The organism is Cellulophaga sp. 3_MG-2023 (assembly GCF_030546975.1).
Classification (GTDB): Bacteria; Bacteroidota; Bacteroidia; order Flavobacteriales; family Flavobacteriaceae; genus Cellulophaga.
Genome location: NZ_JAUOPS010000002.1, coordinates 921,264 through 947,141, shown reverse-complemented (window position 1 = coordinate 947,141; position 25,878 = coordinate 921,264). Strand labels below are relative to the sequence as shown.

The following is a 25,878-nucleotide window of genomic DNA, read 5'->3' as shown; positions in this document are numbered from 1 at the left end:
AAAAGTAGGCGATTTCGAAGCACTGAAATTTCGATTAAGCACAAAGTTTGCCACGAGCCAAAAGCCTTGATTCTGCTACTAGTTCGCCTATTTTTTATATACATTGTTAGCAATAGTCATTTGGTTCTAATTTTTTCAACTATCTCCTCATCATTAGGATGTCTAACATATCCTCTTCTGTCATTTTCTTTGATATATTCTTTTGGTAGTGGTCCATAAACGGTATCAATTCGTACAATTTGTTTTAATTTCAAATCAATATAATTGAGTTCGTAAATCTTTTGTTCTGCTTCCACCGTTGTATCTTCATAAACACCTTTGACGATACTAGCATTAACTAAGACAATAAGTTTATCAATTGTATTTCCTGGATAATTTTTATCTACTCCTAAAAGTTCGTTTACTTTTGTACGATACTTTACATCAAAGTTCGCATTTGCTGCTAACTCTAAAACTAGAAAATTATTTTCCCATTCTATTATATTTGGTTCATATTCGTAATCTGGAAAACCAGATTTAAAAACGGATTTTATATGTTGAGAAAGTGCTATGCTATTATCGGTATCTTTTTCGATGGCATCTAATTTTGATTTGAACCAAAAGAATACAATTCCTAGTGAAATTACCAAAATTGCACCTCCAAGTAAAAGTCTTTTTTTTATATCCATTTTGCTGTTTATTTTAATGCTTCTTTTTTTAGTTCTTCCAAGTTATAACATCCACAATCTTCAATAAAGTCAGGTGAATTTTCGTTGAAACCAATACTGCTTTTGGAGTTGACTTTAATAACATCTTTGCAGTAATTGAATTGTTTAAGTTTTCCAAAAAAGTAAATAGTGGGAATCATAAATATGCATAGAGCAATAAGTGATGGAAGATTATAGAAAAGACTTTTCATTCCGATTTCATTGATAGTCCGACTGCTTTCTACACTTTTATTCAATCGATCACGTATTTTTATATACCACCAAACTACTGCTATAACACTAAAAATTAATCCTAAAACTAATGATGTATATGATAATATTTCTATTGTAGTTTTACTCATAGTTGGTGTTAATTATTGCTAACGGTTCGGCTATGGCAAGTAGGGCAGGCAAGGAAACTTTTCGTTTCCGTCTGGTCTGCGAGCCAGAGCTTTTTGTTTTGTAATTATTTTTTCTTTTTTAATTGCCAAATCCAAAAGATTTGGCGGATTTGGTAAACAAGCCCAAGCCTTTAAATTCAGCACTTTAAGCCCTATTTGATATAGCCATTGTTAGCAAACGTTATTTTGCTTTCAAAATACCTGAAATCAAAGTTCTGTATTCCTCAACTTTATTGTCAAACACCTTTCTTTCATAAAGCCATAATATGATTCCCACTGCCAATGCAATCCCTCCAACTAGATACATATAAAAACTATTATTGGCACTAGTCAACAGTAAAATTGTCCAACATAATCCAATAAATAGGTATGTGAGAATAACGGCTTTTGTAAGAAGATGTCGGTCAAATGAAATATTTACATTTGTTCCGTTTTCTTCTTTGCTTTTGGATAGATTGCCTTTTACAGAAACGTGATTATGAAATATTAAATACCACGCAAATAAAATACGTTTTCGAACTTTGAAAGTGAACGAATTATCCTCAGTTCCATTTATTAGGAAAACAAAACTTTTAATTGAACCCAGTTCAGATTCTAACTTTGAAGCTACCTCTTTAGGGTTAGTTTTCATTTTAAAATTCCATTTTCTCATATTTCTGGTTTTTAATGTTTGCTAACGGTCTTGTATATGGCTTGTAGCGTGATAAGTAGCGATTATTTTTCGGTTGAGCACAAGCCAGATTTTTAAATTTCACTATTTATTTTTTTCTTAGAAATCGTCAAATTTTAAAATTTGGCGACTTTCCAAATATGTCATAACTTTAGGTAATCAACTAATTAGCTATGAGCTATATACGTTGTTCTACACCGTTTTATCTACGTCCTTTTTTCATAATTATCATTCCGTATAAATATCTGCCATTCGGAAGTCTATTTAAAAAGTTCTGAAATTGTTTGTTCAAATCAAATTGCTCATTAATTTTTGAAAGTAACCTTCTCGCTTTTACTACTTCGTTTGGTAATTCAACATCGTTTTGTTTATAATAGTAATCTGATGTCAATTCCCAGTAGTAAGCATTATTTTCAAAATCTTTTTTCACAGTTTGAAATAATATTGTTGTTCCGTCCAATCCTGAAATACAATTTTCAATTTCATTACAATCTTTTAGGTTTTCAAATCCTCCAATATTCAAATTAAATCTTAGAGATTGTACCATTTTACTTGGAATTGTAATTTTATTGAAGACACTATCTTTAATTTTTTCTTTTCGATTAAGTTTAAATACTTTGTGATTTAATGAGCCTTTAAATTCGCCATTTTTAAATTCGATTAGTTCAACTAACTGGTAATTATCAACTTCAATTCGATAGATGTTTTTATGAATTTCGCTGTTAAATTTCGTCGTCATTTGAGCGGACAACGACTGAAGTCCAATTAGAAATCCGAATATTAATGATATGACGAATGTTTTTTTCAAATGGTGTAGAACGTGATTGTGTATGGTTAGTTGCGTGGTTTAGCAACTAAGTTAGCAAACTTGTACGAACCCGTGAATATTCCGCAGGAATATTCGCAAGTAGGGAAGAACAGAGCAATTAATTATACACGGTGTTGGCAATAGTATTTTCTTTTACTATTTCGTATAATTTAGTAACATCAGATTCGACAATGTGAGTTAAGTCAATCTCAATTTTATTTCCATAAGTTTCAGTTATAATCAACTTTTTATCAACCAATTGAGATGATTTTATTTCTTTAAATTTTATGTTTTTCCCAAAGAAAGATTTTATTCTGATTAAGATTCCTCTTTTATTCCACTGAACATAATTCTGATACCAGAACATTTGAGTACTAAATCCGAAAACTATTAGATATCCGATTGCGTTCAAATATTTATTCGTTTTAGGGTTTGTAAATTCAATAAAATCAAAGGCTCCATTAATTATTAGAAATAACCCAATTAAAATCAGAGGTAATAAAATCCAACGACCCTTTTTATTCAAATTTCCAAAGTGTATTTTTTTCATTTTCACGCTATTGATTTAATCAGTTTGTACGCGTATAAAATTCCGATTAAAGACATAATTCCGCAAATTAAATATTCCGATTTTGAATAATAACTAATTCCGCCAATTATTCCGAATGCTGTCCACAATAGATTTGTCAGAATTTCAGTTTTATTCAATTTGTTCGTTTTTTCGTTGTGTTCAGTCATATTATTGCCAACTAGTTAGTAAACGCAGTTTATTGCGTTTATTTCTCTTTCAAATATAATATTATTTAGGTAACATTTCTAAAGGACTTGTAATATTTATAAGATTAGTAGTACTTACGTGAGTATAAATTTCTGTAGTTTTAGAACTGTTATGGCCAAGTAATTGCTGTATAAATCTTAAATTAGTGCCTGCATCTAGTAAATGTGTGGCAAAAGAATGCCTTAAAGTATGTACGGTTGCAGGTATATTTATGTTTGCTTTTCTTTTAGATCTGTTAAAAACTTGCCTAATGCTAGATGCACTATACTGTTTGCCTTCTACACCTTCAAATAGCCACTCTTTAGGCTTATATAACTTGTAATACGCCCTTAGTTGTAGTAGCATAGTGGGTGACAATAATGTAATTCTATCTTTATTACCCTTTGCATTTCTTATCCACACCCGCATATTTTTAGAGTCTATGTCTTCAATTTTTAAATTTAAACATTCAGATATGCGTAAGCCACAACTATATATAATCATAAAAATAGTTTTGTGTTTTATATTGTACGTGCACTTAAGTAAACTATCAACCTCATGTAACGATAATACTTTAGGTAATTTTTTAGCTTTTCTAGGTCTGCAAAAATCGTACTGTACTTTTGGTAAGTTTAGTACTTTTTCAATATAAAATTTTATAGCATTAATACTTTGGTTTTGGTATGATGCAGAAATATTTTGCTTAGTAATAAGCTCCTTGTGGTAATGTGTTATGTGCGCGGTGCTTACTTTGTATAAAGGCATTGGGTAAGTATACTTTAAAAACTGCTTAAACATATGTAAGTAAGTCTTAGTGGTGTTTTTGCTATAGTTTTTAAGTAGTAATTTTTCGTGCATTAAAGATATAGCCAGTGCATAATCTGGTTTAATTTCTTCGGTCTTCAGCAATTGTGTGGCTATTATATTAGGTTTCATTGTGTAAAAATGAATAAAATAGAGTTAAAAAGTTTATATTTAAGCGTTTATATACGTGTATAAACGTCTAATAATACTTTTTATGAAAATGAAATTTTGTTTATCCTGTAATAAAGAGCTTGTGGGTAGGTCCGATAAAAAATTTTGTGATACAGAATGCAGAAGTACGTACCACAATACAAACAGACCGTTACATGAAATAAGTATACAAAAGATAAATAGTGCGTTAAGAAAAAACCGAAGCCTACTAGCGCATTTTTGCCCAAGCGGAAAAAGTACAGTTAAAAAAGAGGTATTGCTAAAATTAGGTTATCGCTTAGACTTGTTTACGCATATGTATCCGTTTAAAACGGGAGCCTATTTTTTTTGTTATGAGTTTGGGTATCTTCCTATAAAAGAAAACGGAGTAGATAAAATGTTAATTGTGCACAAACAAGAGTATATGAGCAAATTAACGTACAGTCCTTGGGATATTAAAATTATAAAGTGATGTGTAAATCAAACTTTTTTTTAATCAATACAACTAAATAAAATCTATACTTTACAGCTGGTAAATCCATTCTTCTGGGTTTAACTTACTAACGTTTTTGTATAGGTAGAATTTAAGTAATGTTTGTCCGCTAAACTTATTAGTAGCAACTTCTCCTATTTCTTGTTTTGCAGTAACCTTGTCTCCTTTTTTTACATAGGTGTTAGACAGGTTGTAGTAAGTGGTTATGTAATTACCGTGTTTTATTTGTACGCCCTTATTTCCACCAGGTACAGCAAGTACAGCTATAACTTCACCTTCAAAAATAGAACGAGCCTTAGAGCCCTTGTCTGTAGCTATAATTACACCATTATTTTGGTGTTTAATTCCTGGGTAAACCGCATCTTTATACACTCCAAAGCCTTTACTTTTAAATCCTTTTGAAACAGGCCAAATTAGCTTGCCTTTGTTGGCTGTAAAGTTATTGGTAACAATTTTTGCTTCTGGAGTTAAAACAAACTTAGTGCTGCTTGTTTTTGTTGTGGTTTTGCCTGTAGTTTTTTTATTGGTAGCTACTATGGCAGAACGTATTAATTTTTCAATCTGCTGGTCTATTTTACGAGCTTCAGATTTTTTCTTGTTAATGCTAGCTGTATATTTGCTTTCGTTCTTTTTTATAGTGCTTAAAAGTATGTCTTTTGCCTTTTTTTCTTTCTCTAGTTCTCTTTTAGTGGCAACGTTTTCTTTTAATAATTGTTCTTTTAATTTACGTTGGTCTATTAAAGCTTGGTTTTTTAACTTAAGTGTATCGGTTTTAGCAACAATAGCTATGCCTTGTTCTTGTCTGTAATTGGTATATTGTTTTATATATTGAAGACGTTTGTAGGCTTGTAAAAAGTTTTCTGAAGACAGCAAAAATAGTAGTCTATTTTGCTGAGATTTGTTCTCATATGATTTTTGTATCATCTGGGCATAATCGTCCTTTAAGGTCAATAAATCCTTTTTAAGTGTACCAATATTACGCACATTGGCATTTATTTGTCGGTTTAACAAGTTACTTTGTTGGTTGGTTATCCTAACCAATTGCTGTTGGGCGTTTATTTTTTGTTCTAAACTTTCCATTTGGTCTAGTACATTGCCTTTTTCCTTTGTTTCAGCAAATAAAAGTCGGTTTATAGCTCTAATATCTTTTTGTAATTGCGCACGTTTTTTTTCTAACGCTTTTTGCTCGTTTGTTTGTGCAAGCAAAAAACTGGTAGAGAGTAGTACTAAAAATAACGTAACTAACTTAAATTGGCGCATTGTGTAATTTTAATTATTCTAAAACAATTTTTTTAAAACCATTTGGTATTTTGTACGGAAAATTAAACTTTTTGTTTAGTTCTATATTCTTAAAAGTTAAAGCAATAATATCTGTCTTGTTTTTATCTTTTACGTAAATATCTATAATATTAGGTACCAATTTTTTATCTACAACTTGGTAGTTTTTGTATTGTACATCTAAAACTCTATTTTTTTCTGGCTGGGTTAATTGCATACCAGCAACTTTATAATTTGTAGGTTCTATTTGTAAAAGTGTTTTAAAAAGCTGGTTTGCCTTTTTAGGGGTTAGCTGGTATTGGTTGTTTAATTCGGTAGTGTTGTATTTATCTTTTCGTAAATCAAAAAGTGCTTGTCCTAAAAGCAAATTTTGCACTTTTTCATAATCTAATTCTGTACCTAGCAAATTACTTAAATACGTAAAATCACCATCAAAATATTCGTTTTGTAACCTGTTGTAAAAACTAACTCTAGTAGGTGTAATATATGCTTTTACTACACCAAGCGTAGCGCTAATCCAAATGGCTTTGTCTTTTTCCATTCTAAAACTAACCGTGTAGCCTTGCTCATCTTTACCGTCTGTATAATCTATTTTTAACCTTCCGCGTAACGTTTTAAAGTCTAGCGCATTTGCATAATGGTTTTTTACTAAAGTTTTTGTGTTTAGTTTTTTTAAGGTTGATGTACCATCTGCAATAACTTTTTTAGATTTACACGATACAAAAAACACCGCAATAACAAATACAAGTCCTAATTTTGGTGTTATTTGAAGATTTTTAATCATTTTTTATTTTTTAAATTTTACTTTAATTAAGTACATATTTGCTTTAGCAGGATTACCCATTGCTGTATATGCTGCTGCAATTTCTCTGTAAAAATCATCTGCAAGTCTAATATCATCTAACACATAGTCTAAACCTGTTTTTAAAGTTTCTATAGCTGCTCTGTGTTTTTTTCTGCCATTATATGCTGCTCCTAAAGCATAGTAAAAGTAAGGTTGTGAAGGGTAAGCTTCTAAGGCTTCTTTTGCCGTTGTTTCTAAAAAAACAAAGTTTTTTTGCTTTAAGGTAAATTTTAGCCTGCTTTTATAATTAAAAGCAGAGTTACTATTGCTGTTAGTTGTTTGCTTAGTAGTAGTGTTTTTTGTTGTGTTGTTGGTTGTTGTGGTGCTTGTAAAAGTAAAACTACTGCTACTAGCTCCTCTTTGGTCTATTGCAGCTTGCACCTTTGTACTTAAATCAGTTTTAAACGGACTATCTTTTACCTCGATAAGTACATTTTTTGCCTCGTTGTAATTACGCTCTAAATATAAAATGTGTGCTAAATTCTCTTTTAATTTTTCGTTTTCATAAGGCACTATTTCTTTTAAGTGGCTTAGGTTTTTATATTGCTTTTTTAAAGAGGTATACAAGCTCTGTAAATACCACATGTTGTCTGGGTTTACTTTAAGAGCCAACTCTGCCTGTTCTTGTGCTAAGCTATATTGTTTGCCTTGTATGTATGCCTTGGCTAGTTCATTAGCTACAGCGGCATTTTTAGGTTCTAATTTTTGGCAGGTTAAAAAGCTATTAACGGCACGGTCATAATTTTCTATTCCTTTTTGCTTTAATCCTTCAAAAAAAGCTTCCTGAAAATTGTCTGAGTAGTCTTCTAAAAAAACATCTGCACTGTTTTCTATTTCTTGTGCATAGCTAAAACTTACCACTAAAAAAGTAAGTAAGGTGGTAGTTCTTAAAAAATAGTTGCAAATACTCTTCATACGTTTGTAAAATTATTAAAAAAACAAATGGTATGGTAACCAGATGTCTATCAATATTTAATAAAATTCAAAAATTATACCGTTGTGGTTTTTTTGTGAGTTAAATTTCCAACAATTAATGCAATAACAGCTGGTAAAACCCAGGCAAGGCTATATTTACTTAATGGTAGGTATGCAGCTGTAAAATTAGCAACACTTGTAATGCCAATACTGTTTAAAAAGTCTGGTACACTAAATAAAATAGTAGTAAATACAACTGCTCTAAAGACCTTAGGTTCTGTATATTTATCTGGTAGCACATTAAGCACTATTAAAATTATTGTAATAGGGTAAATAAACATTAAAGCAGGTATGGCAACCACAATTATATGGTCTACATTAAATTGCCCCATAGCTATACCCAACAAACAACTAATAATGGCTGTAATTGTATAGGCTTTGTTAGAGTTGTTAAACCTGTCTTTTATAAAATCTGCTGTACCTGTAACTATACCAATAGCTGTTGTAAAACACGCTAAACTTACCAAAATACTTAAAAATTTATTTCCTTCATTACCTAAAAGAGTTCTACTAATTCCATTAAGCAAATCTGTACGGTTAATACCAGTTTCAAAATTACCGTGCATTAGAGCGCCAGTTAAAATTAAGCCTCCATAAACAAATAATAGACCTACGCCAGCAAAAATACCTGCATTTCTAATTAGAGCTTTGCGGTCTGTATAAGAAATATCTTTATTTTTTATGTTAATTGATATAATTAAAACACCCCCAACTACAACAGCTGCAATAGCATCAAAAGTTTGGTAGCCTTCTAAAATACCATCCGTAAAAGGATTGCTTATGGTTGATGCTCCAAAATTAAAATCAAAAGAAAATATACTAATGCCAATAATAGCTAGTAGTATTAACAGTATAGCGGGAGTTAAAAATTTACCCAGTATATTTAAAATTTTAGATCTGTTTAATGCAAAAACCAGTACCAAACCAAAATATACAATACTGGTGTATATAGATGGTATATCAAAAAAAGGAGCAATGCCAATTTCATGGGTAACAGATGCTGTTCTGGGAGAGGGTAGTGCAACTGCAATGGCATAAATTAGTAAAGAGTAAATTAAACCAAAGGAGGTAGATACTTTTTTGCCAAAGTCAAAAATAGTGCCTTGTAATTTTGCGTGTGCAAAAATGCCTAAAATAGGAATTAAAATAGCAGACAAACAAAAGCCTATTGCCATAAGCCACCACCAATCGCCAGCATTAAAACCGATAAACGGTGGTAATATTAAATTTCCTGCACCAAAAAAGAGCGAAAACAATGCAAAGGCAGATACTAGAGTTTCTTTGGTATTATTCATTGGGTATATGTTGTATTATGATGGAAAGATAGGATATTATAAATTACCGTCAAACGGCTAATTGTTCATAAATTTTTAAGCATTTCATCGAAAAAAATGGTTTTTGGTAAAATAAATTTACAGAGACTCAATATTTTTAACAAGTCAACGTTAAATAAAAACTGATGACAAATAAAAGTTGTTTTTCATCAAATTTTAAAAAATAATTACAGTGCCTGGTCCCCACCAAACATTGTTTAAATCCTACAAGCTATGAAAAAAGTTTTAGCCACTCTTGGCTCAGTATTTAACGCGTTATGTTGCGGAATTTTTGGTCATTATTATACGGTAACAAAAAAAGTAACATCTCATATAAATGAGTACGAGTGCATACATTGCAAAAAACAAGTAACTACAGACGTAACCGGTAATTTGTCTGAGCTAACCCCAGAGTTAGAAGACATTAACAATACATTACAAAAAGTATACAGAAAAAAACACCAACACGCACCGCAGCACGCGGCTTAGTGTTATTGTTCTTCAGTAAGTGAATTCCAGCCCTGTGCGGTAATCGGAATTTTAGTATTATTCCTAGAAATTAAGTGAACTCCTTCATTCTTATCTGTCATATGCCCTACGACAGTTAAGTTAGGGTTACCTTTTATTTTTGGGAATTCTTTTTGGTCTATAGTAAACAATAACTCATAATCTTCGCCACCGCCTAATGCAACAGTTGTACTGTTTACTTTAAACTCTTCACAAGAGCTAATTACAGTTGGGTCTAACGGTATTTTGTCTTCGTACAAATTACAACCAACATTACTTTGGTCGCATAAATGTAAAATTTCTGAAGATAAACCATCGCTAATATCTATCATAGACGTTGGTTTAACACCTAAGGCATCTAGTAAAGGAACAATATCTTTACGAGCCTCTGGTTTTAATTGTCTTTCTACAATATATGTATACATAGATAGGTCTGGGTTGCTGTTTGGGTTTACTTTAAAAACCTCTTTTTCGCGTTCTAAAACCTGTAACCCCATATATGCAGCACCTAAATCTCCTGTAACAACAAGTAAATCGTTTGGTTTTGCTCCGTTTCTGTATACTAAGTTTTCTTCATTAGCTTGTCCAATTGCGGTAACACTAATAAGCATTCCTTTAGTAGATGAGGTAGTGTCGCCACCAATTAAATCTACATTGTACGTTTTTGCAGCTAATGCAATACCACTGTATAACTCCTCTAATGCCTCTAACGGAAACCTGTTAGATACAGCAATAGAAACTGTAATTTGTGTAGCGGTAGCATTCATTGCATATATGTCTGATAAGTTTACCATAACCGCCTTGTAGCCCAAGTGTTTTAGGGGTACGTAGCTAAGATCAAAATGTACGCCTTCTACCAATAAATCTGTAGAAACTACCATTTTTTTATCTTCAAGGTCTAAAACAGCAGCATCATCACCAATACCTTTTAGGGTAGATTTTTGCTTTATGGCAAAGTCCTTAGTAAGGTGATTAATTAAACCAAACTCGCCTAATTCTTCAAGAGATGTTCTCTTTGGATTTTTATCGTCTAACATGCTGCAAAAATAATAAGGATATTGTACAAAATGTGTTTTTTACACATAAAAGAATCTTAATATACTTTAACTTTTATAGTAAATAGAGAAATCTTATATTATCATTCGTTATAATAATGTTAGGAAGTATGGTAAAACCCTACTTATACACTATATTTGTAAATTGTTTAGAACTAAACCAAATAAAATTTGAGTGGAGGTCTAATTTAAATTAAGATTAGTATGATAAAAGTCTCAGAAACAGCAAAGAAGAGGGTCGTAGATTTAATGACCGAAGGTGGCTTTGATGCTGAAAAAGATTTTGTACGTGTTGGCGTAAAAAGCGGTGGATGCAGTGGTTTATCTTACGAGTTAGATTTTGATAAAACTACCGGAGAAACAGATAAAGTTTTTGAAGATAACGCAGTACGAATTGTAGTAGATAAAAAAAGTTTTTTATATCTAGTAGGAACTACTTTGGAGTATTCTGGAGGATTAAACGGAAAAGGTTTTGTGTTTAATAACCCAAATGCACAAAGAACATGTGGTTGTGGTGAAAGTTTTTCGCTATAACGAAACTGAAAATAGAAAAAATGAAACAATGAGGTAAAGTTGCTTTAGCAAAATTACACCATTGGTAAATTGAAGAAAATGGCATATACAGAAGAAGAGTTAAAGAAAGAGCTAGAAACCAAAGAATACGAATACGGTTTTTATACAGACATAGAATCTGATACTTTTCCTATAGGATTAAGTGAAGAAATTGTGATAGCTATTTCTAAAAAGAAAAATGAGCCACAATGGATGACAGACTGGCGAATTGAAGCGTATCGTGTTTGGGAGAAAATGGAAGAACCAGATTGGGCAAATGTTCATTATGAGAAACCAGATTTTCAGGCTATTAGCTATTACTCTGCTCCTAAAAAGGCAGATCCTAACAAAACGCTAGAGGATGTAGATCCAGAGTTGTTAGAAATGTACAAGAAATTAGGTATTTCTGTAGACGAACAAAAGAAACTGCAAAATGTTGCTGTAGATATTGTTGTAGATTCTGTTTCTGTTGCTACTACTTTTCAAAAAACATTAGCAGAAAAAGGTATTATTTTTATGCCAATTTCTGAAGCTATACAAGAACATCCAGAATTGGTGCGTAAGTATATGGGTACTGTAGTGCCAACTACAGATAATTTTTATGCTGCACTAAACTCAGCTGTTTTTACAGATGGGTCTTTCTGTTACATTCCTAAAGGTGTACGTTGCCCAATGGAGCTATCTACTTATTTTAGAATTAACCAAGCAGGTACAGGTCAGTTTGAGCGTACTTTGGTTGTTGCAGATGAAGGTAGTTATGTAAGTTACTTAGAGGGTTGTACTGCACCATCTAGAGATGAAAACCAATTACACGCAGCCGTTGTAGAGTTAATTGCAATGGATGATGCAGAAATTAAATACTCTACCGTACAAAACTGGTTCCCTGGGAACAAAGAGGGTAAAGGTGGTGTTTATAATTTTGTAACTAAAAGAGCTTTATGTGAGAAAAACGCAAAAGTATCTTGGACACAAGTAGAAACTGGTTCTGCAGTAACATGGAAATATCCTTCTTGTATTTTAAAAGGAGATAATTCTATTGGAGAATTTTATTCTATTGCTGTAACAAACAACTACCAGCAAGCAGATACAGGTACAAAAATGATTCACTTAGGTAAAAACACTAGAAGTACTATTATTTCTAAAGGTATATCTGCAGGTAAATCTCAAAATAGCTACCGTGGTTTAGTACAAGTTAGTAGCCGTGCAGACAATGCACGTAACTTTTCTCAGTGCGATTCTCTTTTAATGGGTAATGAGTGTGGTGCACATACGTTCCCATACATAGAGGCTAAAAACAAATCTGCAATGATAGAGCATGAGGCTACAACAAGTAAAATTGGTGAAGACCAAATTTTTTACTGTAACCAACGTGGTATAGATACAGAAAAAGCAATTGCATTAATTGTAAACGGATTTAGTAAAGAAGTACTAAATAAGTTGCCAATGGAATTTGCTGTAGAAGCTCAAAAATTACTAGAAATTAGTTTAGAAGGCTCTGTAGGATAAACTTGTTTCTCTAATAAAGAAACGCTGGGTGTTTTTAGATTGATAAAAAAATCGCCCTAAAAAAGAAAAGAAAAATAAAGAACATTAAAGTAGCGATAAAATGCTTAAAATTAAAGATTTACACGCCAATGTTGATGGCAAAGAAATACTAAGAGGAATTAATTTAGAGGTTGGTGCTGGTGAGGTACATGCTATTATGGGACCAAACGGTTCTGGTAAAAGTACATTGGCTTCTGTTATAGCTGGTAATGAAACTTACGAGGTTACTGCAGGAGACATCTTTTTAAATGAAGAAAATATTGAAGACCTTTCTCCTGAAGAAAGAGCTCATAATGGTGTTTTCTTATCATTTCAGTATCCTGTAGAAATTCCTGGTGTTTCTGTAACTAACTTTATGAAAACAGCTATTAACGAGTCTCGTAAAGCTAAAGGTCTAGAGGATATGCCTGCCAAAGATATGCTTAAGCTTATTAGAGATAAGTCTGAGTTGTTAGAGATAGACCGTAAGTTCTTATCTCGTTCTTTAAACGAAGGTTTTTCTGGTGGTGAAAAAAAGCGTAACGAGATTTTTCAAATGGCAATGTTAGAGCCTAAACTAGCTATTTTAGATGAAACAGATTCTGGTTTAGATATTGATGCTTTACGTATTGTAGCTAACGGTGTAAACAAACTAAAGAGCAAAGACAACGCTATTGTTGTTATTACACACTACCAACGTTTGTTAGATTATATAGTGCCAGATTATGTACACGTACTTTATAATGGTAAAATTGTAAAATCTGGAACTAAAGAGCTTGCTTTAGAGCTAGAGGAGAAAGGATACGATTGGATTAAGCAAGAAGCGGCAGTTTAAAAAAGTATTAAGTTAATTTTTAGGATAATGTAACGCTTACATTATTTATTACTTACTACTCAATATTAAAGAATATGGATTTAAAAGATAAATTAGTTTCTTCATTTTTAGCGTTCGAGAACAACGTAGACGTGCACAACCCTGTGCATGATGTACGTACAGAGGCTATTAAAAATTTTGAAACTAAAGGTTTTCCTTCAAAAAAAGAGGAAGCTTGGAAATACACTTCATTAAACAGCTTACAAAAAATAGACTTTAGCATCTTTCCTAAAAAAGAAAGTTCTTTAGAATATAAGGATGTTAAAAAGTACTTTATTCACCAAATAGATACTTACAAAATAGTATTTATAGATGGTGTGTTTAGCTCTAACTTATCTGAAACTACCCATGATGGTGTAGATATTTGTTTAATGAGCTCTGCTTTAACTAAGCCAATGTACAAAGCTGTTATAGATGTTTACTTTAACAAAGTAGCTTCTAAAGACGAGTCTTTAACTACATTAAATACTGCGTTTAGTAGAGAAGGTGCATATATTTACATACCTAAAAATAAAGTGCCTAAAAAGCCAATAGAAATTATACACTTTTCTACAGGTAATGATGCCGCTTTAATGTTACAACCACGTAACTTAATTATTGCTGAAGAAAATTCTGAAATGCAAATTATAGAGCGTCACCAGAGTTTAACTAGCAATGCGGTATTAACAAACTGTGTTACTGAAATCTTTGCAGCTAAAAATGCAATTGTAGATTATTACAAAGTTCAGAATGATGTAGATTCTGCTTCTTTGGTAGACAATACATATATAGACCAAAAAGATGGTAGTCACGTAAAAATACATACATTCTCTTTTGGTGGTAAGTTATTGCGTAACAACCTTAATTTTTATCAAAATGGTGAGCGTATAGATTCTACCATGAAGGGAATTACTATTATTGGAGATAAACAACACGTAGATCACCATACACTAGTGCACCACATAGAGCCAAACTGTGAAAGTCACCAAGATTATAAAGGTATATACGCAGATAGCGCTACAGGTGTATTTAACGGTAAAATTATAGTTGATAAAATTGCTCAGAAAACAAATGCTTTTCAGCAAAACAACAACATATTAATAAGTGATAAAGCTACTATTAACACAAAACCACAATTAGAGATTTTTGCAGATGATGTAAAATGTTCTCACGGTTGTACTATTGGTCAGTTAGATGAAGAAGCTTTATTTTACTTACAATCTAGAGGTATACCTAAAAAAGAAGCAAGAGCATTACTAATGTATGCCTTTGCAAACAACGTTTTAGAAAGTGTACGTATACCAGAATTAAAAGTTAGAATTAATAAATTAATAGCTAATAAATTAGGTGTTAATTTAGGATTCGATTTGTAAAAATAAATCTGTTAGCTTAAAAATTATGCAGAAAACAACCCTAGATATTCAAACAATACGTAAAGACTTTCCTATTTTAAGTAGAACTGTAAATGGGCAACCTTTAGTGTATTTAGACAATGCAGCAACATCGCAGACACCAAAACAGGTGTTAGATGTTATTGTAGACTATTACAGTGGTTACAATGCAAATATTCACAGAGGTGTACACACACTTTCTCAAGAAGCTACAGATAAATACGAGCAGGCAAGAGCAACAATTCAGCATCATTTTAATGCTAAATTTGCGCATGAAGTAATTTTTACTGCTGGTACAACACACGGTATTAACCTTGTAGCAAACGGTTTTTCATCACTCTTAAAAAAAGGAGATGAGGTTATTGTTTCTGCATTAGAACACCACTCTAATATTGTGCCTTGGCAAATGTTGTGTGAGCGTACTGGTGCGGTTTTAAAAGTAATACCAATGAACCTAAATGGAGAGTTGGAGCTAGATGCTTATTACGAGTTATTGTCTAACAAAACAAAGCTTGTTTTTTGTAATCACGTTTCTAATGCTTTAGGTACGGTTAATCCAATAAAGGAAATTATAAATGCTGCACACAAAGTGGGTGCAGCAGTTTTAATAGATGGCGCACAGGCTGCACCGCATATAAAAGCAGATGTACAGGAGTTAGATGTAGATTTCTACGTAGTTTCTGCTCATAAAATGTGTGGTCCAACTGGTGCAGGTATGCTATATGGTAAAGAGGAGTGGTTAAATAAATTGCCGCCTTACCAAGGTGGTGGAGAAATGATTGCTGAGGTTACTTTTGATAAAACAACCTATGCAGATTTACCACATAAGTTTGAGGCTGGTACGCCTAACATTTGCGGTGGTATAGCTTTTGGTGCTGCACTAGATTATATGAATACAATTGGTTTTGACGCCATTGCAGGTTACGAGCATGAGCTGCTAGAATATGCAACAGCGCAATTATTAACTGTAGACGGACTTAAAATTTACGGTACAGCAGCTAATAAAACATCGGTTATATCTTTTAACGTAGGTAGTATACACCCTTATGATATTGGTTCTATTTTAGACAAATTAGGTATTGCAGTACGTACAGGTCATCATTGTGCACAACCTATTATGGATTTTTACGGCATTCCTGGTACCGTAAGAGCTAGTTTTAGCTTTTACAATACTACAGCAGAGGTAGATGCCCTAGTTGCAGGTGTAAAAAGAGCTGTAGCAATGCTACAATAAAAATTAATTACTACACGCTAATTTGATAAGCACCTTTGTTATCGTATTTTTGTTTTAAATAAATTCTTCGGTTTTTGTGAAGATTAAAAAGTAACTATGACAATTAAAGAAATACAAGAAGAAATAGTAGACGAGTTTTCTATGTTTGATGATTGGATGCAGCGCTACGAGTACATGATAGATCTTGGAAAGTCGTTACCTTTAATAGATGAGCAGTATAAAACTGATGATAATATTATAAAAGGTTGCCAGAGTAAGGTATGGGTGCACGCAGATTTAGAAGGTGATACTCTTACATTTACAGCAGATAGTGACGCTATTATTACCAAAGGAATTATAGCTATTTTAATTAGAGTTTATAGTGGTCAGCACCCAAAAGATATTTTAGACGCAGACACCAGTTTTATAGATGAAATTGGTTTAAAAGAACATTTGTCTCCTACTAGAGCAAATGGTTTGGTAAGTATGATAAAGCAAATAAAAATGTACGCCATTGCATACCAAACACAATTAAAATAACAATAAGTATAGTTATACAAGTTATGAGTGAAGCATTAGATACACACAATTTAGGAGAGGAAATTGTAAAGGTTTTAAAAACTATTTATGATCCAGAAATTCCTGTAGATATATATGAGTTAGGTTTAATTTACGATGTTTTTGTAAATGAAGATAACGATGTTAAAATATTAATGACATTAACGTCTCCTAACTGTCCTGTTGCAGAATCTTTACCTGTAGAGATTGAAGAAAAAGTGAAGTCTTTAGATCTTGTTAAAGGTGCAGAAGTAGAGATTACTTTTGATCCGCCTTGGACACAAGAATTAATGAGTGAAGAAGCTAAGTTAGAGCTTGGCCTTTTATAATTAGTACTGGTTTTAAGTAGTTTTAAATTATAGTTTATGGCACAATCCAACGAAATAATTAATAGAGTAGCTAGTTCTAAACTGGTTACTTTTGACTTGGAAGACTACTTTCCAAAAGGAGAAAAAGTGCTTTTAGATATAAAAAATTGGCTTTTTGAGGGCTTTATTTTAAAAGAAAAAGACTTCAGGGAGCACATAGCAAATCATAATTGGGAGCAATACAACAACGCTTATGTAGCTGTATATTGCTCTACAGATGCCATAGTTCCAGGTTGGGCATATATGTTGGTTACTGCTCACTTGCAACCGCATGCAAAATACATTGTTCAGGGAAATTTGGAGCAGCTGTACTCTTCTGTTTATCAATCTATTATATCAGAATTAGATTTTTCTGTTTATAAAGATAAACCAGTAATTATAAAAGGGTGTAGCAATAAACCTGTGCCACCAAATGCATACTTATGGGCTACTGCTAAAATGCAATCTTTTGCAAAAAGCATTATGTACGGTGAGGCTTGTTCTTCTGTACCGTTGTACAAGAGAAAATAGAAGTTGGTTTTTATTTTAAAGAACTATGCTTACATTTGCCATTCATTAAACCATAAAATAAACTATAAAATGAAGAAAATTATTTTAACAGCTGCGCTATTATTTGTTGCAACTGTATCTTTTGCGCAAACAGAAGAAGAGTTAAAAGCAGAACAAGCTGTAAAAAAAGATTCTGTAGCGGCTATACAAGCAAGAATTGGAGCTATACAAGCTAAGTTAGATGCTATGCCAGGTTGGAAAATAGGAGCTTTTGGTACTATTGGTGGTACTATCTCTAGTTTTGACAACTGGTATGCGCAAGGAACACCAAACAACAACTCTGGTAACATAGGTTTTACAGTAAATGCTTTTGCTAACCTAAAACAAGATAAATTTTTCTGGAGAAACTCTGCTAACGTAAACCTTGCTTGGGTAAAGTTAGATAATAAAGATAACCCAGCTGATAGTGATAAGTTTGAAGGAACTACAGATGTATTTACATTAACATCTTTGTACGGGCGTAAATTATCAGAGAAATTTGCAATTTCTGGTTTAGCAGAATACAGAACTACAATTTTAAATAACTTTAATAATCCTGGTTATTTAGATTTAGGTGTTGGTGCTACTTGGACTCCAATACAAGATTTAGTAGTAGTTATACACCCATTAAACTACAACTTTGTATTTGCAGATAACGATGCTGTTTTTGAGTCATCTTTAGGTGCTAAAATAGTTGCAGATTATACTAAAAAAATTGGTGCAGTAAACTTTAAGTCTAACTTATCTATGTTTCAAAGCTACAAGAGCTCAGATTTGTCTAACGTAACTTGGACAAACTCTTTTGGGTACACGCTTTGGAAAATGATTGGTGTTGGTTTTGATTTTGGATTAAGAAGTAATAAGCAAGAAGCTTTAAACTACTCTTTAGCTCAAACACCAGCTACAGCGACTTCTTTTGATGATGTAGATAACAAATTACAATCTTTTTGGATGTTAGGTTTAAACTACGCATTTTAATACCTAAAGTAACAATATAAAAAAAGACCGCAATTGCGGTCTTTTTTGTTTTTATACTTAAGCACTCTTTAGGAGTTTATGATGTTCGTCCAAAAAATTTAAGGACCGTAACAAGCTTGCGTAAAAAGCAATACTCCTATCATCTCTTTGTATGCACGACTTTAAAAAATCTTGTAAGTCTAAATAGTAAAAATTAGCTTTAAAAGTAGGTATGTGCATATTTATAGTGTTGGGATTGTAAACAGTATCGTCTATAACCAAATCCATCACTAATCTTTTTCTAAAGTAATCTATAGTAACATCTGTAGCATTATAATGTTTTTTAATAATTGCTATATGTAATGCTCTAGATTGATCGTCTATTCTTTGTGAGCAAGTAGAAGAAATTAAACTATAGATGTTGTTCTCTATCTTCGATTTAATATCTGAATCTTTCATTCTATTTTTTGATTAATTGATACTCCTAAATTACCAAATAATCGTCAAATACCTGTTAATCAACGACTGTAATTAACATTTGGTCTATGGCTTTGTTGTGAAACGTTAAAAAAGTGTTGTGAAAGTTATTTATATTGATGTGTTAAATTCATAAAATTTAACAGAAATAAGGTTGTGGGAAATTACTTTCTTTCCAATTTCGCTCTTGTTTCTAGTAAATACAGGTGGTTTAAGTCTTTTATTGTTAGCTATTTGAGTATAATATTCTTCTTTTGTAGGATAAAAAGGATATACGGCATTAAAGATTTCGTTCCAGTAGTTTTTTTCAATTATTAGACTAATTATTGATGTACAGTCTGTAATATCTATTAGGTTAATAGGATAATTGCCATTGCTTACTTCGTCTTTTTTTACCAAATGATAAATTGGGTGTCTGCCATTACCAATTAAACCTCCAAAACGTATTATGGTAGCTTTTAAGCTGTTATCATTTAAAAACAACTGTTCTATAGCAACTAATTGTTTTGCGGCGCTTGTTGCAGGTTTAGGGGTTGTTTTTTCGGTTATTTCGCCATTTAAATTACCGTATACCGATGTGCTACTTACAAAAATTACTTTTTTAACGTTTGCAATATTGCATTGTTTGTGCACAATTTGCATCTTGTTAAGGTAGTTACTTGCATCGCCAGTTTTCATTCTTGGTGGAATATTAATAACAAGCACCTCTACATCACTTAAAAACAAATCTAATTGTGTTGTAAAATCTTCATCATTTAAATTAACCAAAAAAGGGTGTATAGACTGCTCCTCTAGGAGAGCCAATTTATCTTTAGAGGTTGTGCTACCGTTAATTGTATATCCCTGCTTTTGTAATGTAGTAGCTAAAGGTAAGCCTAACCATCCGCAGCCAAATACTGCTATTTTATTTTTCAAAATTTCACTGTTTTTATAATTAGTATAGCATCGTTTAAAACAAAAGGCATTGGTATTTCATTTTCTGGTCTTGCTGGTATGCTAAAATGTTCATTAGTTAACAAATCATTAGAAGCTTCAAAAAAAGTAAGTTCTAAAGTAGTGTTAGGTTCTAAAATTAGACTAATTTCTGTATAATTATTATTGCTAATATAATGCGTCATAAATTTGCTAGTGCTATCTAATAAAGAATAGTTTGGTAATGCTACACCGTTTACAATTGCTTGCTCTAATGCAACATTGTTTTTGTAAATATCCAAACGGTTTACATTGCGTTGTGGCGTAATGCAAATTTTTAAATGTCTTTTGTTATTTATTAACGTGTCTTGCGTTTTTTCAATTTTTGGTACAGCTACTTTTTTTATGGCAGCATTGGCAACATAATTAAAGCTAGAGTTGTATTTACTGCTAATTGTTGTGTTGGCCAACTCTTTTGGACTTGTTTTGGTATCGTCTACATATTGTGCAGTCCATTTTGTTAAATAACTGTCATAAGTTGCCCATTTAGCAGTGTTGGTGTTTGCATCTAAAACATAAAGTAAACTGCTTGGTTTTGCGTTGTCTTTAGTAAAACCCGAATTAAAATGCGCCATTGCAAAACCACTTAAACTTAGTATAAATAATAGTAACGCCAATCTATTTTTATGTTTGTAAAAGCCAAATATTGGAGTAATAGCAACAAATAAAAGTGTTGTTAAAACTGTGCTGGCAACTAACATGTTTAAACCTAGTCCTACAGGAAACATTTTTACAAAAGGTGTAAATATAGTTATCACGGGTAGGGTTAAAAAGAACAATAGGTATGGATTTGGCTTTTTTTGGTTACTAACAATTGTAAAAGAAACCAATAGCGCAAACACAGGTACAATAGTATAGCTAGCTCCTTTTAAATATACTGCAGCTAAACCAGAAATTACCAGCCAAATAAAAAGTGGTGCAACTACTAAATTGGGTGTTTTAAGTTTTTTAAACTTATGGTAAATATAAAAACAAATAGCAAGTGCTAATAGGGTAAATGCAGCAATGTATGTGTACCCGTTATAGGTAAATCCGTGTAAAATATCTTTGTATTGCGGATACATAACTTTTAAAAGAGTCCAACTAAAATAACCCACTAACCCAGTAATAAGTATGGAAATAAGTAAAGGTGCAAACCCAACTATGATTTCTTTAGCATCTAGTGTTTTGTTTTTTAAACCAAGTACTGTAATAACAATAAACAGGACTACAGCAATGGCAAACATTGGCCATATCCAACTAAAAGGGTAAGACACTGTTTTAAATACAGGAACGGTAAAATAAATTGCATCTTCATTAGTTTTTAAGGCTGATAAGTCTGTATCTGCAAAGTGATGTAACAACGGCATTAAATAGCTTCCTTGGTGTGCCAAAGTCTTTTTATCTAAACGTTCATAATTATCTTTTTCGGTATGATAGTCAAAGTGATCGTCTATAAAAGCAAAATTGAAACCCTGTATATCTGCATCTTCTCTAAAAACAGTTAAATCTGTATCATTAGGAAGCATTTTATAAATACTATAAGCTAAAGAATTTGCCACAGGATATTCTGGGTTAGCAGTAGTGAATTCTTCAATAAGTTTACCATTACCTTGGTTGGTCTCAATAAGCATATAGCTAGGTCCACCACTACCACGTGCCTCAAAGTTTAATGCCAAACCAACGTTTTTTGCCCACGGATGTTTATTTACAAACAGTTCGGCTCCGTTAAGGCCAAGTTCTTCGCCATCAGAAAGTAAAATTATAATATCGTTTGTAGGTGTTTTATTTTCCTCTAGGTATGCACGTATACTTTCTAAAATAGTAGCAACGCCACTGCCTGCATCACTAGCCCCAAGAGATGAATGTGGGTTACTGTCATAATGAGATAGTAATAGCAAAGCCTTATTGCTTGTTTTGCCTTTAATTTTTGCTAAAATATTGCTGGCATAAGATAAGTTACCCCAATCGCCAGCAGTATAGCCTTCTTGTACGGTGGTTTTTAATCCTAATTTTTGTAGTTCTGCTACAATATAATTTTTAACATCTGCGTGTGCTTTAAAACCAATTGCATGTGGTTCTTTGCCAATTTCTGCAACGTGTTTTAATGCTCTGTCTGTAGAAAAATTTGTGAGAGCCGAGTCTTTATCAGCAGAATAGGTTGGCATTATAGCTGTAAAACTAAAGTAAATGGCTAGTAGTAAAAGTATTAAAGTTAAAATTCTTGCTATTCTGCTCATTTTGTTGCGTATTTCTGGTTGTATGCCTTAAAATTATACAAATTTGATGCTTTTAACGCAATTTATTTAGATAATTCATTAAAAATCACTAAGTTTAAAATTAACCTAAAACCAAATATTATGGGAATTAAAAGCTTTCAAGGAGTGCGGAAGACCTTAAAAAAAGAATTTGAGGCGCCAATATTAGTAGAAGATTATATGACTAAAAAGTTAATAACTTTTAGTCCAGACCAATCTATTTTAGAAGTAATGGAGCTGTTTACCAAGCACAATATTTCTGGTGGACCAGTATTAGATAATAACGGATTTTTAGTTGGTATTATCTCTGAGGCAGATTGTATGAAACAAATATCTGAAAGTCGTTATTTTAACCAGCCAATACTAAACAAAAGTGTAGAAAATTTTATGACTAGAGATGTAGAGTTTATTTCTCCGGACATAAGTATTTTTGATGCTGCAGGTATTTTTGTGCGTCATAACAGGCGTAGGCTTCCTGTGCTTAAAAACGATATTTTAGTAGGGCAATTGAGCCGTAAAGATGTGGTAATAGCAGCTTTAAAATTAAATGGACAAAATTATAAATAGCATACCTTATGATTTCTCTTAATTTATGAATGGTTTCTGTCCCCAGAAACCATTTTTTTGTTTCATTTTTTGCTATTGCTTTATTTTTAACATAATATTACAAAATATACCTCTGTTATTTAGCAGATAAATTACTATTCTTCTTTTTTGTTGTCATTTTCTCAAATTTTTAGAAAATATTAACAAGATTTAAAAAATGCCCTTTGTTTAATTGTCTATTTTGGCACGCAAATTTATAGTTAGGTCTAATTTGTGTATTTCTTGAAATTCTTTAAAAAACATATTGCGTTGTTCTTTTGCTTGCTATTTTTGGTAAGTCAGGCAAGCTATGTATTTCATACATATTTAGAGCCACATAATCATACCCACACAAATAATACATTAGAATTTAGTACGGTAGATTTTACACCTTTGGCTGTAGAGACAGCAGAATTTAGTACTGCTATTTATGACTGTCTTTTATGTCATCAATTTAAGTTAACAAAAGTAATTATAGCTTATGAAAATAAGCTAAAAGTAAAAGAGCCTATTGCAACTCACTACTTAAAAATAGAATATGTAGAACCGTATACATTTTTCTATTTATTAAGCAACAGCTCTCTTAGGGCACCTCCTACTGTAAGTTTAGCAGCGTAATTTTTTTAAAAGAATTAATTAAGTGTCTTAGATACAATACATAGCTAGCATAGGTATGTGTTGTATCTAAACACCTAGTATTTATATATGCTATAGTATTCACTAAAGTAACTGCATTGCTATTTTCTTATCCCATTTTTTTGAAAAAACACACAATTAAAAATTATAAAACCAACAATATTCAAAATGATTAAAACAACTAATTTAACTAAGAAATACGGTGATTTTACCGCTTTAGATAATTTAAATATAGAAATAAAAGAAGGCGAAATTTTATGTCTGCTTGGTGCTAACGGAGCAGGAAAATCTACCACTATTAATTTACTACTTAACTTTATAACACCAACGTCTGGTAACGCTTTTATTAATGGTTTAGATGTGGTGAAAAATCCCAAAAAAACTAAGCCGTTTTTAACATACATACCAGAAAATCTAATGCTTTATCCTACACTAACGGCTATAGAGAATTTAGATTATTTTCTTGGTATAGGTGGTAAAAGTTTTTCAAAAGCAGAGCTAAAAAACTTTTTAGATGAGGCAGGTTTACAACAAGAAGCTTTTAATAAGCGTGTGCAGTTTTTTTCTAAGGGAATGAGGCAAAAAGTAGGTATTGCGCTAGCAATTGCAAAAGGCGCTAAAGTATTGTTGTTAGATGAACCAACCTCTGGTTTGGATCCTAAATCTAGTAATGAGTTTGGTGAATTGCTAAAAAGTATGAAAAATGCCAAAGTAGCTATACTTATGGCTACACACGATATTTTTAGAGCCAAGGAAATAGGTACGCATATTGGTATTATGAAACAAGGCGTTTTAAAGCATCATTTTTCTAATGATGAAATTACACTACAAGATCTAGAAAAAGTGTATTTAGAAACAATGACTTTAACTAACTAAGCTATATGATACGGTATATAATTAAAAAAGAACTAAAAGAAATTTTTAGAGACGGACGTTTTAAAATTTCTGCAGCAATAGTATTTTTATTGGCATTAGTGGCGTTTTTTGTCACTTTTAAACAGTATAAAAATACAGCAGCACAGTATAACGAAGCTAAAGTAAACGAGCGTAAAGTTTGGGAGTCACAAGGAGCTAAAAATCCGCATTCTGCCGCACATTATGGCAATTATGTTTTTAAACCAAAATCTCCTTTATCTTTAATAGACCAAGGTGTAGATAAATATACAGGTGTTTCTGTGTTTTTAGAAGCACATAATAGAAACGAAGCTGCTTTTAGTGATGCTGCAGACCAAACAGCATTGTCTCGGTTTGGAGCATTAACACCAGATTTTATTCTGCTATACATTATACCATTAATAATTATTTTAATTGGTTATAATATTTTTTCAAAAGAGGTTGAAGGAAATACTTTCTTTATTCTAAAAAGTCAAGGTGTGGTAGGCTGGAAATTGTTTGTTGGTAAATGGCTTGCAGCTCTAATACCTACTATGGTCATTGCAACCGTTTTATTTGCTGTAGCTGCTATTGCATTAACTAGCTTAAACGATTTTGGTTTGTTTGAGTGGAAAGAGATTTTTGCACTGTATTTTGTGTATTTACTTTACTATTTAATTTTTACTAATGTGGTATTATTTATATCATCAAAAGTAAAAAAATCTGGTATTGCGCTTGTAATTAACTTGGTATTTTGGGTTTTAGCTTGTTTTGTAGCGCCTAAAGTAGCTAGTAATTTGGCAGATGCTAAGTATCCGTACCCTTCTCACCAAGAGTTTAATGAGCAAATTGCAAATGAAAGCAAGCAGGGTTTAGACGGACATAATCCTTGGAATGAAGAATCGCAAAAGTTACGCATACAAATACTAAAAGAGTATAAAGTAGATAGTGTGCATAAATTGCCTTTTAATTTTAATGCATTTTTAATGCAAAAAGGAGAAGAATACCAATCGCAGGTGTATGCTAAACATTATGGTCTTTTAAAAGAAAAAGCTAAAAAGCAAGGTGGCGTGTACAAATCTTTATCTTCTATATCACCTTTTTTACCAACTCGTTTTTTATCTATGGCAATTGCTAATACAGATTATGAGTCTCACTGGGCTTTTACAGAAGCAGCAGAAGAGTATAGAGTAGGTGTACAACGATTTTTAAATGGTACTACAGAAAAAAATGCGAAATATAACGAGCGTTATGTTGCGCCAGCAGACACTTGGAGTAAGTTGGAAGAGTTTAGTTATGAGAGTCCAACTTTTACAGAAGTCTACAAGCAAAATACAGGTGTTTTTTCTGTGCTTGTAATTTGGTTTGTGCTTACAGCTGCACTATTATTTTTCACTAATAAAAAGTATTAAA

General features: G+C 32.1%; 30 protein-coding genes. 15 read left to right on the top strand and 15 right to left on the bottom strand.

Annotation, left to right across the window (positions count from 1 at the left end):
• Positions 1-116: 116 nt before the first annotated feature.
• From Q4487_RS09125 to Q4487_RS09095, 7 genes are all read right to left on the bottom strand, one after another.
• Positions 117-668: a hypothetical protein gene (locus Q4487_RS09125; RefSeq protein WP_303539886.1), complete on the bottom strand. Its 552-nt coding sequence runs from the start codon at positions 666-668 to the stop codon at positions 117-119.
• Positions 669-676: 8 nt separating this feature from the next.
• On the bottom strand, positions 677-1,048 hold the full coding sequence (locus Q4487_RS09120) for a hypothetical protein (protein WP_303539888.1): 372 nt from the start codon (positions 1,046-1,048) through the stop codon (positions 677-679).
• A gap of 30 nt (positions 1,049-1,078) precedes the next feature.
• On the bottom strand, positions 1,079-1,231 hold the full coding sequence (locus Q4487_RS09115) for a hypothetical protein (RefSeq protein ID WP_303539890.1): 153 nt from the start codon (positions 1,229-1,231) through the stop codon (positions 1,079-1,081).
• Between the two features lie 37 nt (positions 1,232-1,268).
• Entirely contained in the window at positions 1,269-1,739 is a 471-nt protein-coding gene (locus tag Q4487_RS09110; protein WP_303539891.1) for a DUF423 domain-containing protein, read from the bottom strand.
• Positions 1,740-1,959: 220 nt separating this feature from the next.
• Entirely contained in the window at positions 1,960-2,496 is a 537-nt protein-coding gene (locus tag Q4487_RS09105) for a hypothetical protein (protein ID WP_303539893.1), read from the bottom strand.
• Positions 2,497-2,683: 187 nt separating this feature from the next.
• The gene (locus Q4487_RS09100; RefSeq protein WP_303539895.1) at positions 2,684-3,115 is read right to left on the bottom strand and encodes a hypothetical protein; all 432 of its coding nucleotides are present in this window, start codon (positions 3,113-3,115) and stop codon (positions 2,684-2,686) included.
• A gap of 249 nt (positions 3,116-3,364) precedes the next feature.
• A complete protein-coding gene (locus Q4487_RS09095) occupies positions 3,365-4,258 on the bottom strand; it encodes a tyrosine-type recombinase/integrase (protein ID WP_303539897.1) in 894 nt (297 codons plus the stop codon).
• An 82-nt stretch (positions 4,259-4,340) separates the two neighbouring features.
• On the opposite strand from Q4487_RS09095, the gene Q4487_RS09090 reads away from it, so the two are divergent.
• Complete coding sequence (locus Q4487_RS09090) at positions 4,341-4,748, top strand: hypothetical protein (RefSeq protein ID WP_303539900.1); 408 nt, start codon at positions 4,341-4,343, stop codon at positions 4,746-4,748.
• A gap of 51 nt (positions 4,749-4,799) precedes the next feature.
• Here Q4487_RS09090 and Q4487_RS09085 read toward each other — a convergent pair whose 3' ends face one another.
• The 4 genes from Q4487_RS09085 to brnQ all read right to left on the bottom strand — a co-directional run bounded on the left by Q4487_RS09085 (position 4,800) and on the right by brnQ (position 9,161).
• Complete coding sequence (locus tag Q4487_RS09085) at positions 4,800-6,029, bottom strand: murein hydrolase activator EnvC (RefSeq protein WP_303539901.1); 1,230 nt, start codon at positions 6,027-6,029, stop codon at positions 4,800-4,802.
• Positions 6,030-6,042: 13 nt separating this feature from the next.
• Positions 6,043-6,831, bottom strand: a complete 789-nt coding sequence (locus Q4487_RS09080) for a DUF4292 domain-containing protein (protein ID WP_303539904.1) — start codon at positions 6,829-6,831, stop codon at positions 6,043-6,045.
• Between the two features lie 3 nt (positions 6,832-6,834).
• The gene (locus Q4487_RS09075) at positions 6,835-7,806 is read right to left on the bottom strand and encodes a lipopolysaccharide assembly protein LapB (protein ID WP_303539907.1); all 972 of its coding nucleotides are present in this window, start codon (positions 7,804-7,806) and stop codon (positions 6,835-6,837) included.
• 74 nt (positions 7,807-7,880) lie between these two features.
• The gene (gene brnQ / locus Q4487_RS09070; RefSeq protein WP_303539909.1) at positions 7,881-9,161 is read right to left on the bottom strand and encodes a branched-chain amino acid transport system II carrier protein; all 1,281 of its coding nucleotides are present in this window, start codon (positions 9,159-9,161) and stop codon (positions 7,881-7,883) included.
• A gap of 252 nt (positions 9,162-9,413) precedes the next feature.
• Here brnQ and Q4487_RS09065 point away from each other — a divergent pair, with 252 nt between their 5' ends.
• Complete coding sequence (locus Q4487_RS09065) at positions 9,414-9,668, top strand: hypothetical protein (RefSeq protein ID WP_303539911.1); 255 nt, start codon at positions 9,414-9,416, stop codon at positions 9,666-9,668.
• A 2-nt stretch (positions 9,669-9,670) separates the two neighbouring features.
• Here Q4487_RS09065 and thiL read toward each other — a convergent pair whose 3' ends face one another.
• The gene (gene thiL, locus Q4487_RS09060) at positions 9,671-10,723 is read right to left on the bottom strand and encodes a thiamine-phosphate kinase (protein ID WP_100894233.1); all 1,053 of its coding nucleotides are present in this window, start codon (positions 10,721-10,723) and stop codon (positions 9,671-9,673) included.
• A gap of 222 nt (positions 10,724-10,945) precedes the next feature.
• On the opposite strand from thiL, the gene Q4487_RS09055 reads away from it, so the two are divergent.
• The 9 genes from Q4487_RS09055 to Q4487_RS09015 all read left to right on the top strand — a co-directional run bounded on the left by Q4487_RS09055 (position 10,946) and on the right by Q4487_RS09015 (position 18,706).
• On the top strand, positions 10,946-11,275 hold the full coding sequence (locus tag Q4487_RS09055; protein ID WP_100894232.1) for an iron-sulfur cluster assembly accessory protein: 330 nt from the start codon (positions 10,946-10,948) through the stop codon (positions 11,273-11,275).
• A gap of 78 nt (positions 11,276-11,353) precedes the next feature.
• Positions 11,354-12,799: a Fe-S cluster assembly protein SufB gene (sufB, locus tag Q4487_RS09050; protein WP_100894231.1), complete on the top strand. Its 1,446-nt coding sequence runs from the start codon at positions 11,354-11,356 to the stop codon at positions 12,797-12,799.
• A 100-nt stretch (positions 12,800-12,899) separates the two neighbouring features.
• Positions 12,900-13,652, top strand: a complete 753-nt coding sequence (gene sufC, locus Q4487_RS09045; protein ID WP_303539921.1) for a Fe-S cluster assembly ATPase SufC — start codon at positions 12,900-12,902, stop codon at positions 13,650-13,652.
• Between the two features lie 74 nt (positions 13,653-13,726).
• The gene (gene sufD / locus Q4487_RS09040) at positions 13,727-15,043 is read left to right on the top strand and encodes a Fe-S cluster assembly protein SufD (protein ID WP_100894229.1); all 1,317 of its coding nucleotides are present in this window, start codon (positions 13,727-13,729) and stop codon (positions 15,041-15,043) included.
• A gap of 25 nt (positions 15,044-15,068) precedes the next feature.
• Entirely contained in the window at positions 15,069-16,295 is a 1,227-nt protein-coding gene (locus Q4487_RS09035; RefSeq protein WP_303539924.1) for an aminotransferase class V-fold PLP-dependent enzyme, read from the top strand.
• Positions 16,296-16,391: 96 nt separating this feature from the next.
• Positions 16,392-16,814, top strand: coding sequence for a SufE family protein (locus tag Q4487_RS09030; protein ID WP_303539926.1), 423 nt, complete (start codon positions 16,392-16,394; stop codon positions 16,812-16,814).
• 23 nt (positions 16,815-16,837) lie between these two features.
• Positions 16,838-17,161 carry a DUF59 domain-containing protein gene (locus Q4487_RS09025; protein ID WP_303539929.1) on the top strand — a complete coding sequence of 108 codons (324 nt, stop codon included), beginning with the start codon at positions 16,838-16,840 and terminating at the stop codon, positions 17,159-17,161.
• Positions 17,162-17,197: 36 nt separating this feature from the next.
• Positions 17,198-17,710: a DUF2480 family protein gene (locus Q4487_RS09020; RefSeq protein ID WP_303539931.1), complete on the top strand. Its 513-nt coding sequence runs from the start codon at positions 17,198-17,200 to the stop codon at positions 17,708-17,710.
• 69 nt (positions 17,711-17,779) lie between these two features.
• Positions 17,780-18,706, top strand: a complete 927-nt coding sequence (locus tag Q4487_RS09015; RefSeq protein WP_100894224.1) for a DUF3078 domain-containing protein — start codon at positions 17,780-17,782, stop codon at positions 18,704-18,706.
• Between the two features lie 57 nt (positions 18,707-18,763).
• On the opposite strand, the gene Q4487_RS09010 is transcribed toward Q4487_RS09015, so the two are convergent.
• From Q4487_RS09010 to Q4487_RS09000, 3 genes are all read right to left on the bottom strand, one after another.
• Positions 18,764-19,144 carry a hypothetical protein gene (locus tag Q4487_RS09010; RefSeq protein WP_100894223.1) on the bottom strand — a complete coding sequence of 127 codons (381 nt, stop codon included), beginning with the start codon at positions 19,142-19,144 and terminating at the stop codon, positions 18,764-18,766.
• Positions 19,145-19,273: 129 nt separating this feature from the next.
• Complete coding sequence (locus tag Q4487_RS09005; RefSeq protein ID WP_303539936.1) at positions 19,274-20,077, bottom strand: NAD(P)H-binding protein; 804 nt, start codon at positions 20,075-20,077, stop codon at positions 19,274-19,276.
• Positions 20,074-22,353, bottom strand: a complete 2,280-nt coding sequence (locus Q4487_RS09000; RefSeq protein ID WP_303539938.1) for a M28 family peptidase — start codon at positions 22,351-22,353, stop codon at positions 20,074-20,076. Before Q4487_RS09000 ends, Q4487_RS09005 begins: the two co-directional genes overlap by 4 nt.
• Positions 22,354-22,473: 120 nt before the next feature.
• Between Q4487_RS09000 and Q4487_RS08995 the strand changes: the two genes are divergently transcribed.
• The 4 genes from Q4487_RS08995 to Q4487_RS08980 all read left to right on the top strand — a co-directional run bounded on the left by Q4487_RS08995 (position 22,474) and on the right by Q4487_RS08980 (position 25,877).
• Positions 22,474-22,938 carry a CBS domain-containing protein gene (locus Q4487_RS08995; RefSeq protein ID WP_100896789.1) on the top strand — a complete coding sequence of 155 codons (465 nt, stop codon included), beginning with the start codon at positions 22,474-22,476 and terminating at the stop codon, positions 22,936-22,938.
• Positions 22,939-23,199: 261 nt separating this feature from the next.
• Entirely contained in the window at positions 23,200-23,574 is a 375-nt protein-coding gene (locus tag Q4487_RS08990) for a hypothetical protein (RefSeq protein ID WP_303539941.1), read from the top strand.
• Between the two features lie 186 nt (positions 23,575-23,760).
• Positions 23,761-24,468, top strand: a complete 708-nt coding sequence (locus tag Q4487_RS08985; protein ID WP_100894219.1) for an ABC transporter ATP-binding protein — start codon at positions 23,761-23,763, stop codon at positions 24,466-24,468.
• 5 nt (positions 24,469-24,473) lie between these two features.
• On the top strand, positions 24,474-25,877 hold the full coding sequence (locus Q4487_RS08980; protein WP_303539945.1) for a DUF3526 domain-containing protein: 1,404 nt from the start codon (positions 24,474-24,476) through the stop codon (positions 25,875-25,877).
• Position 25,878: the final 1 nt, after the last annotated feature.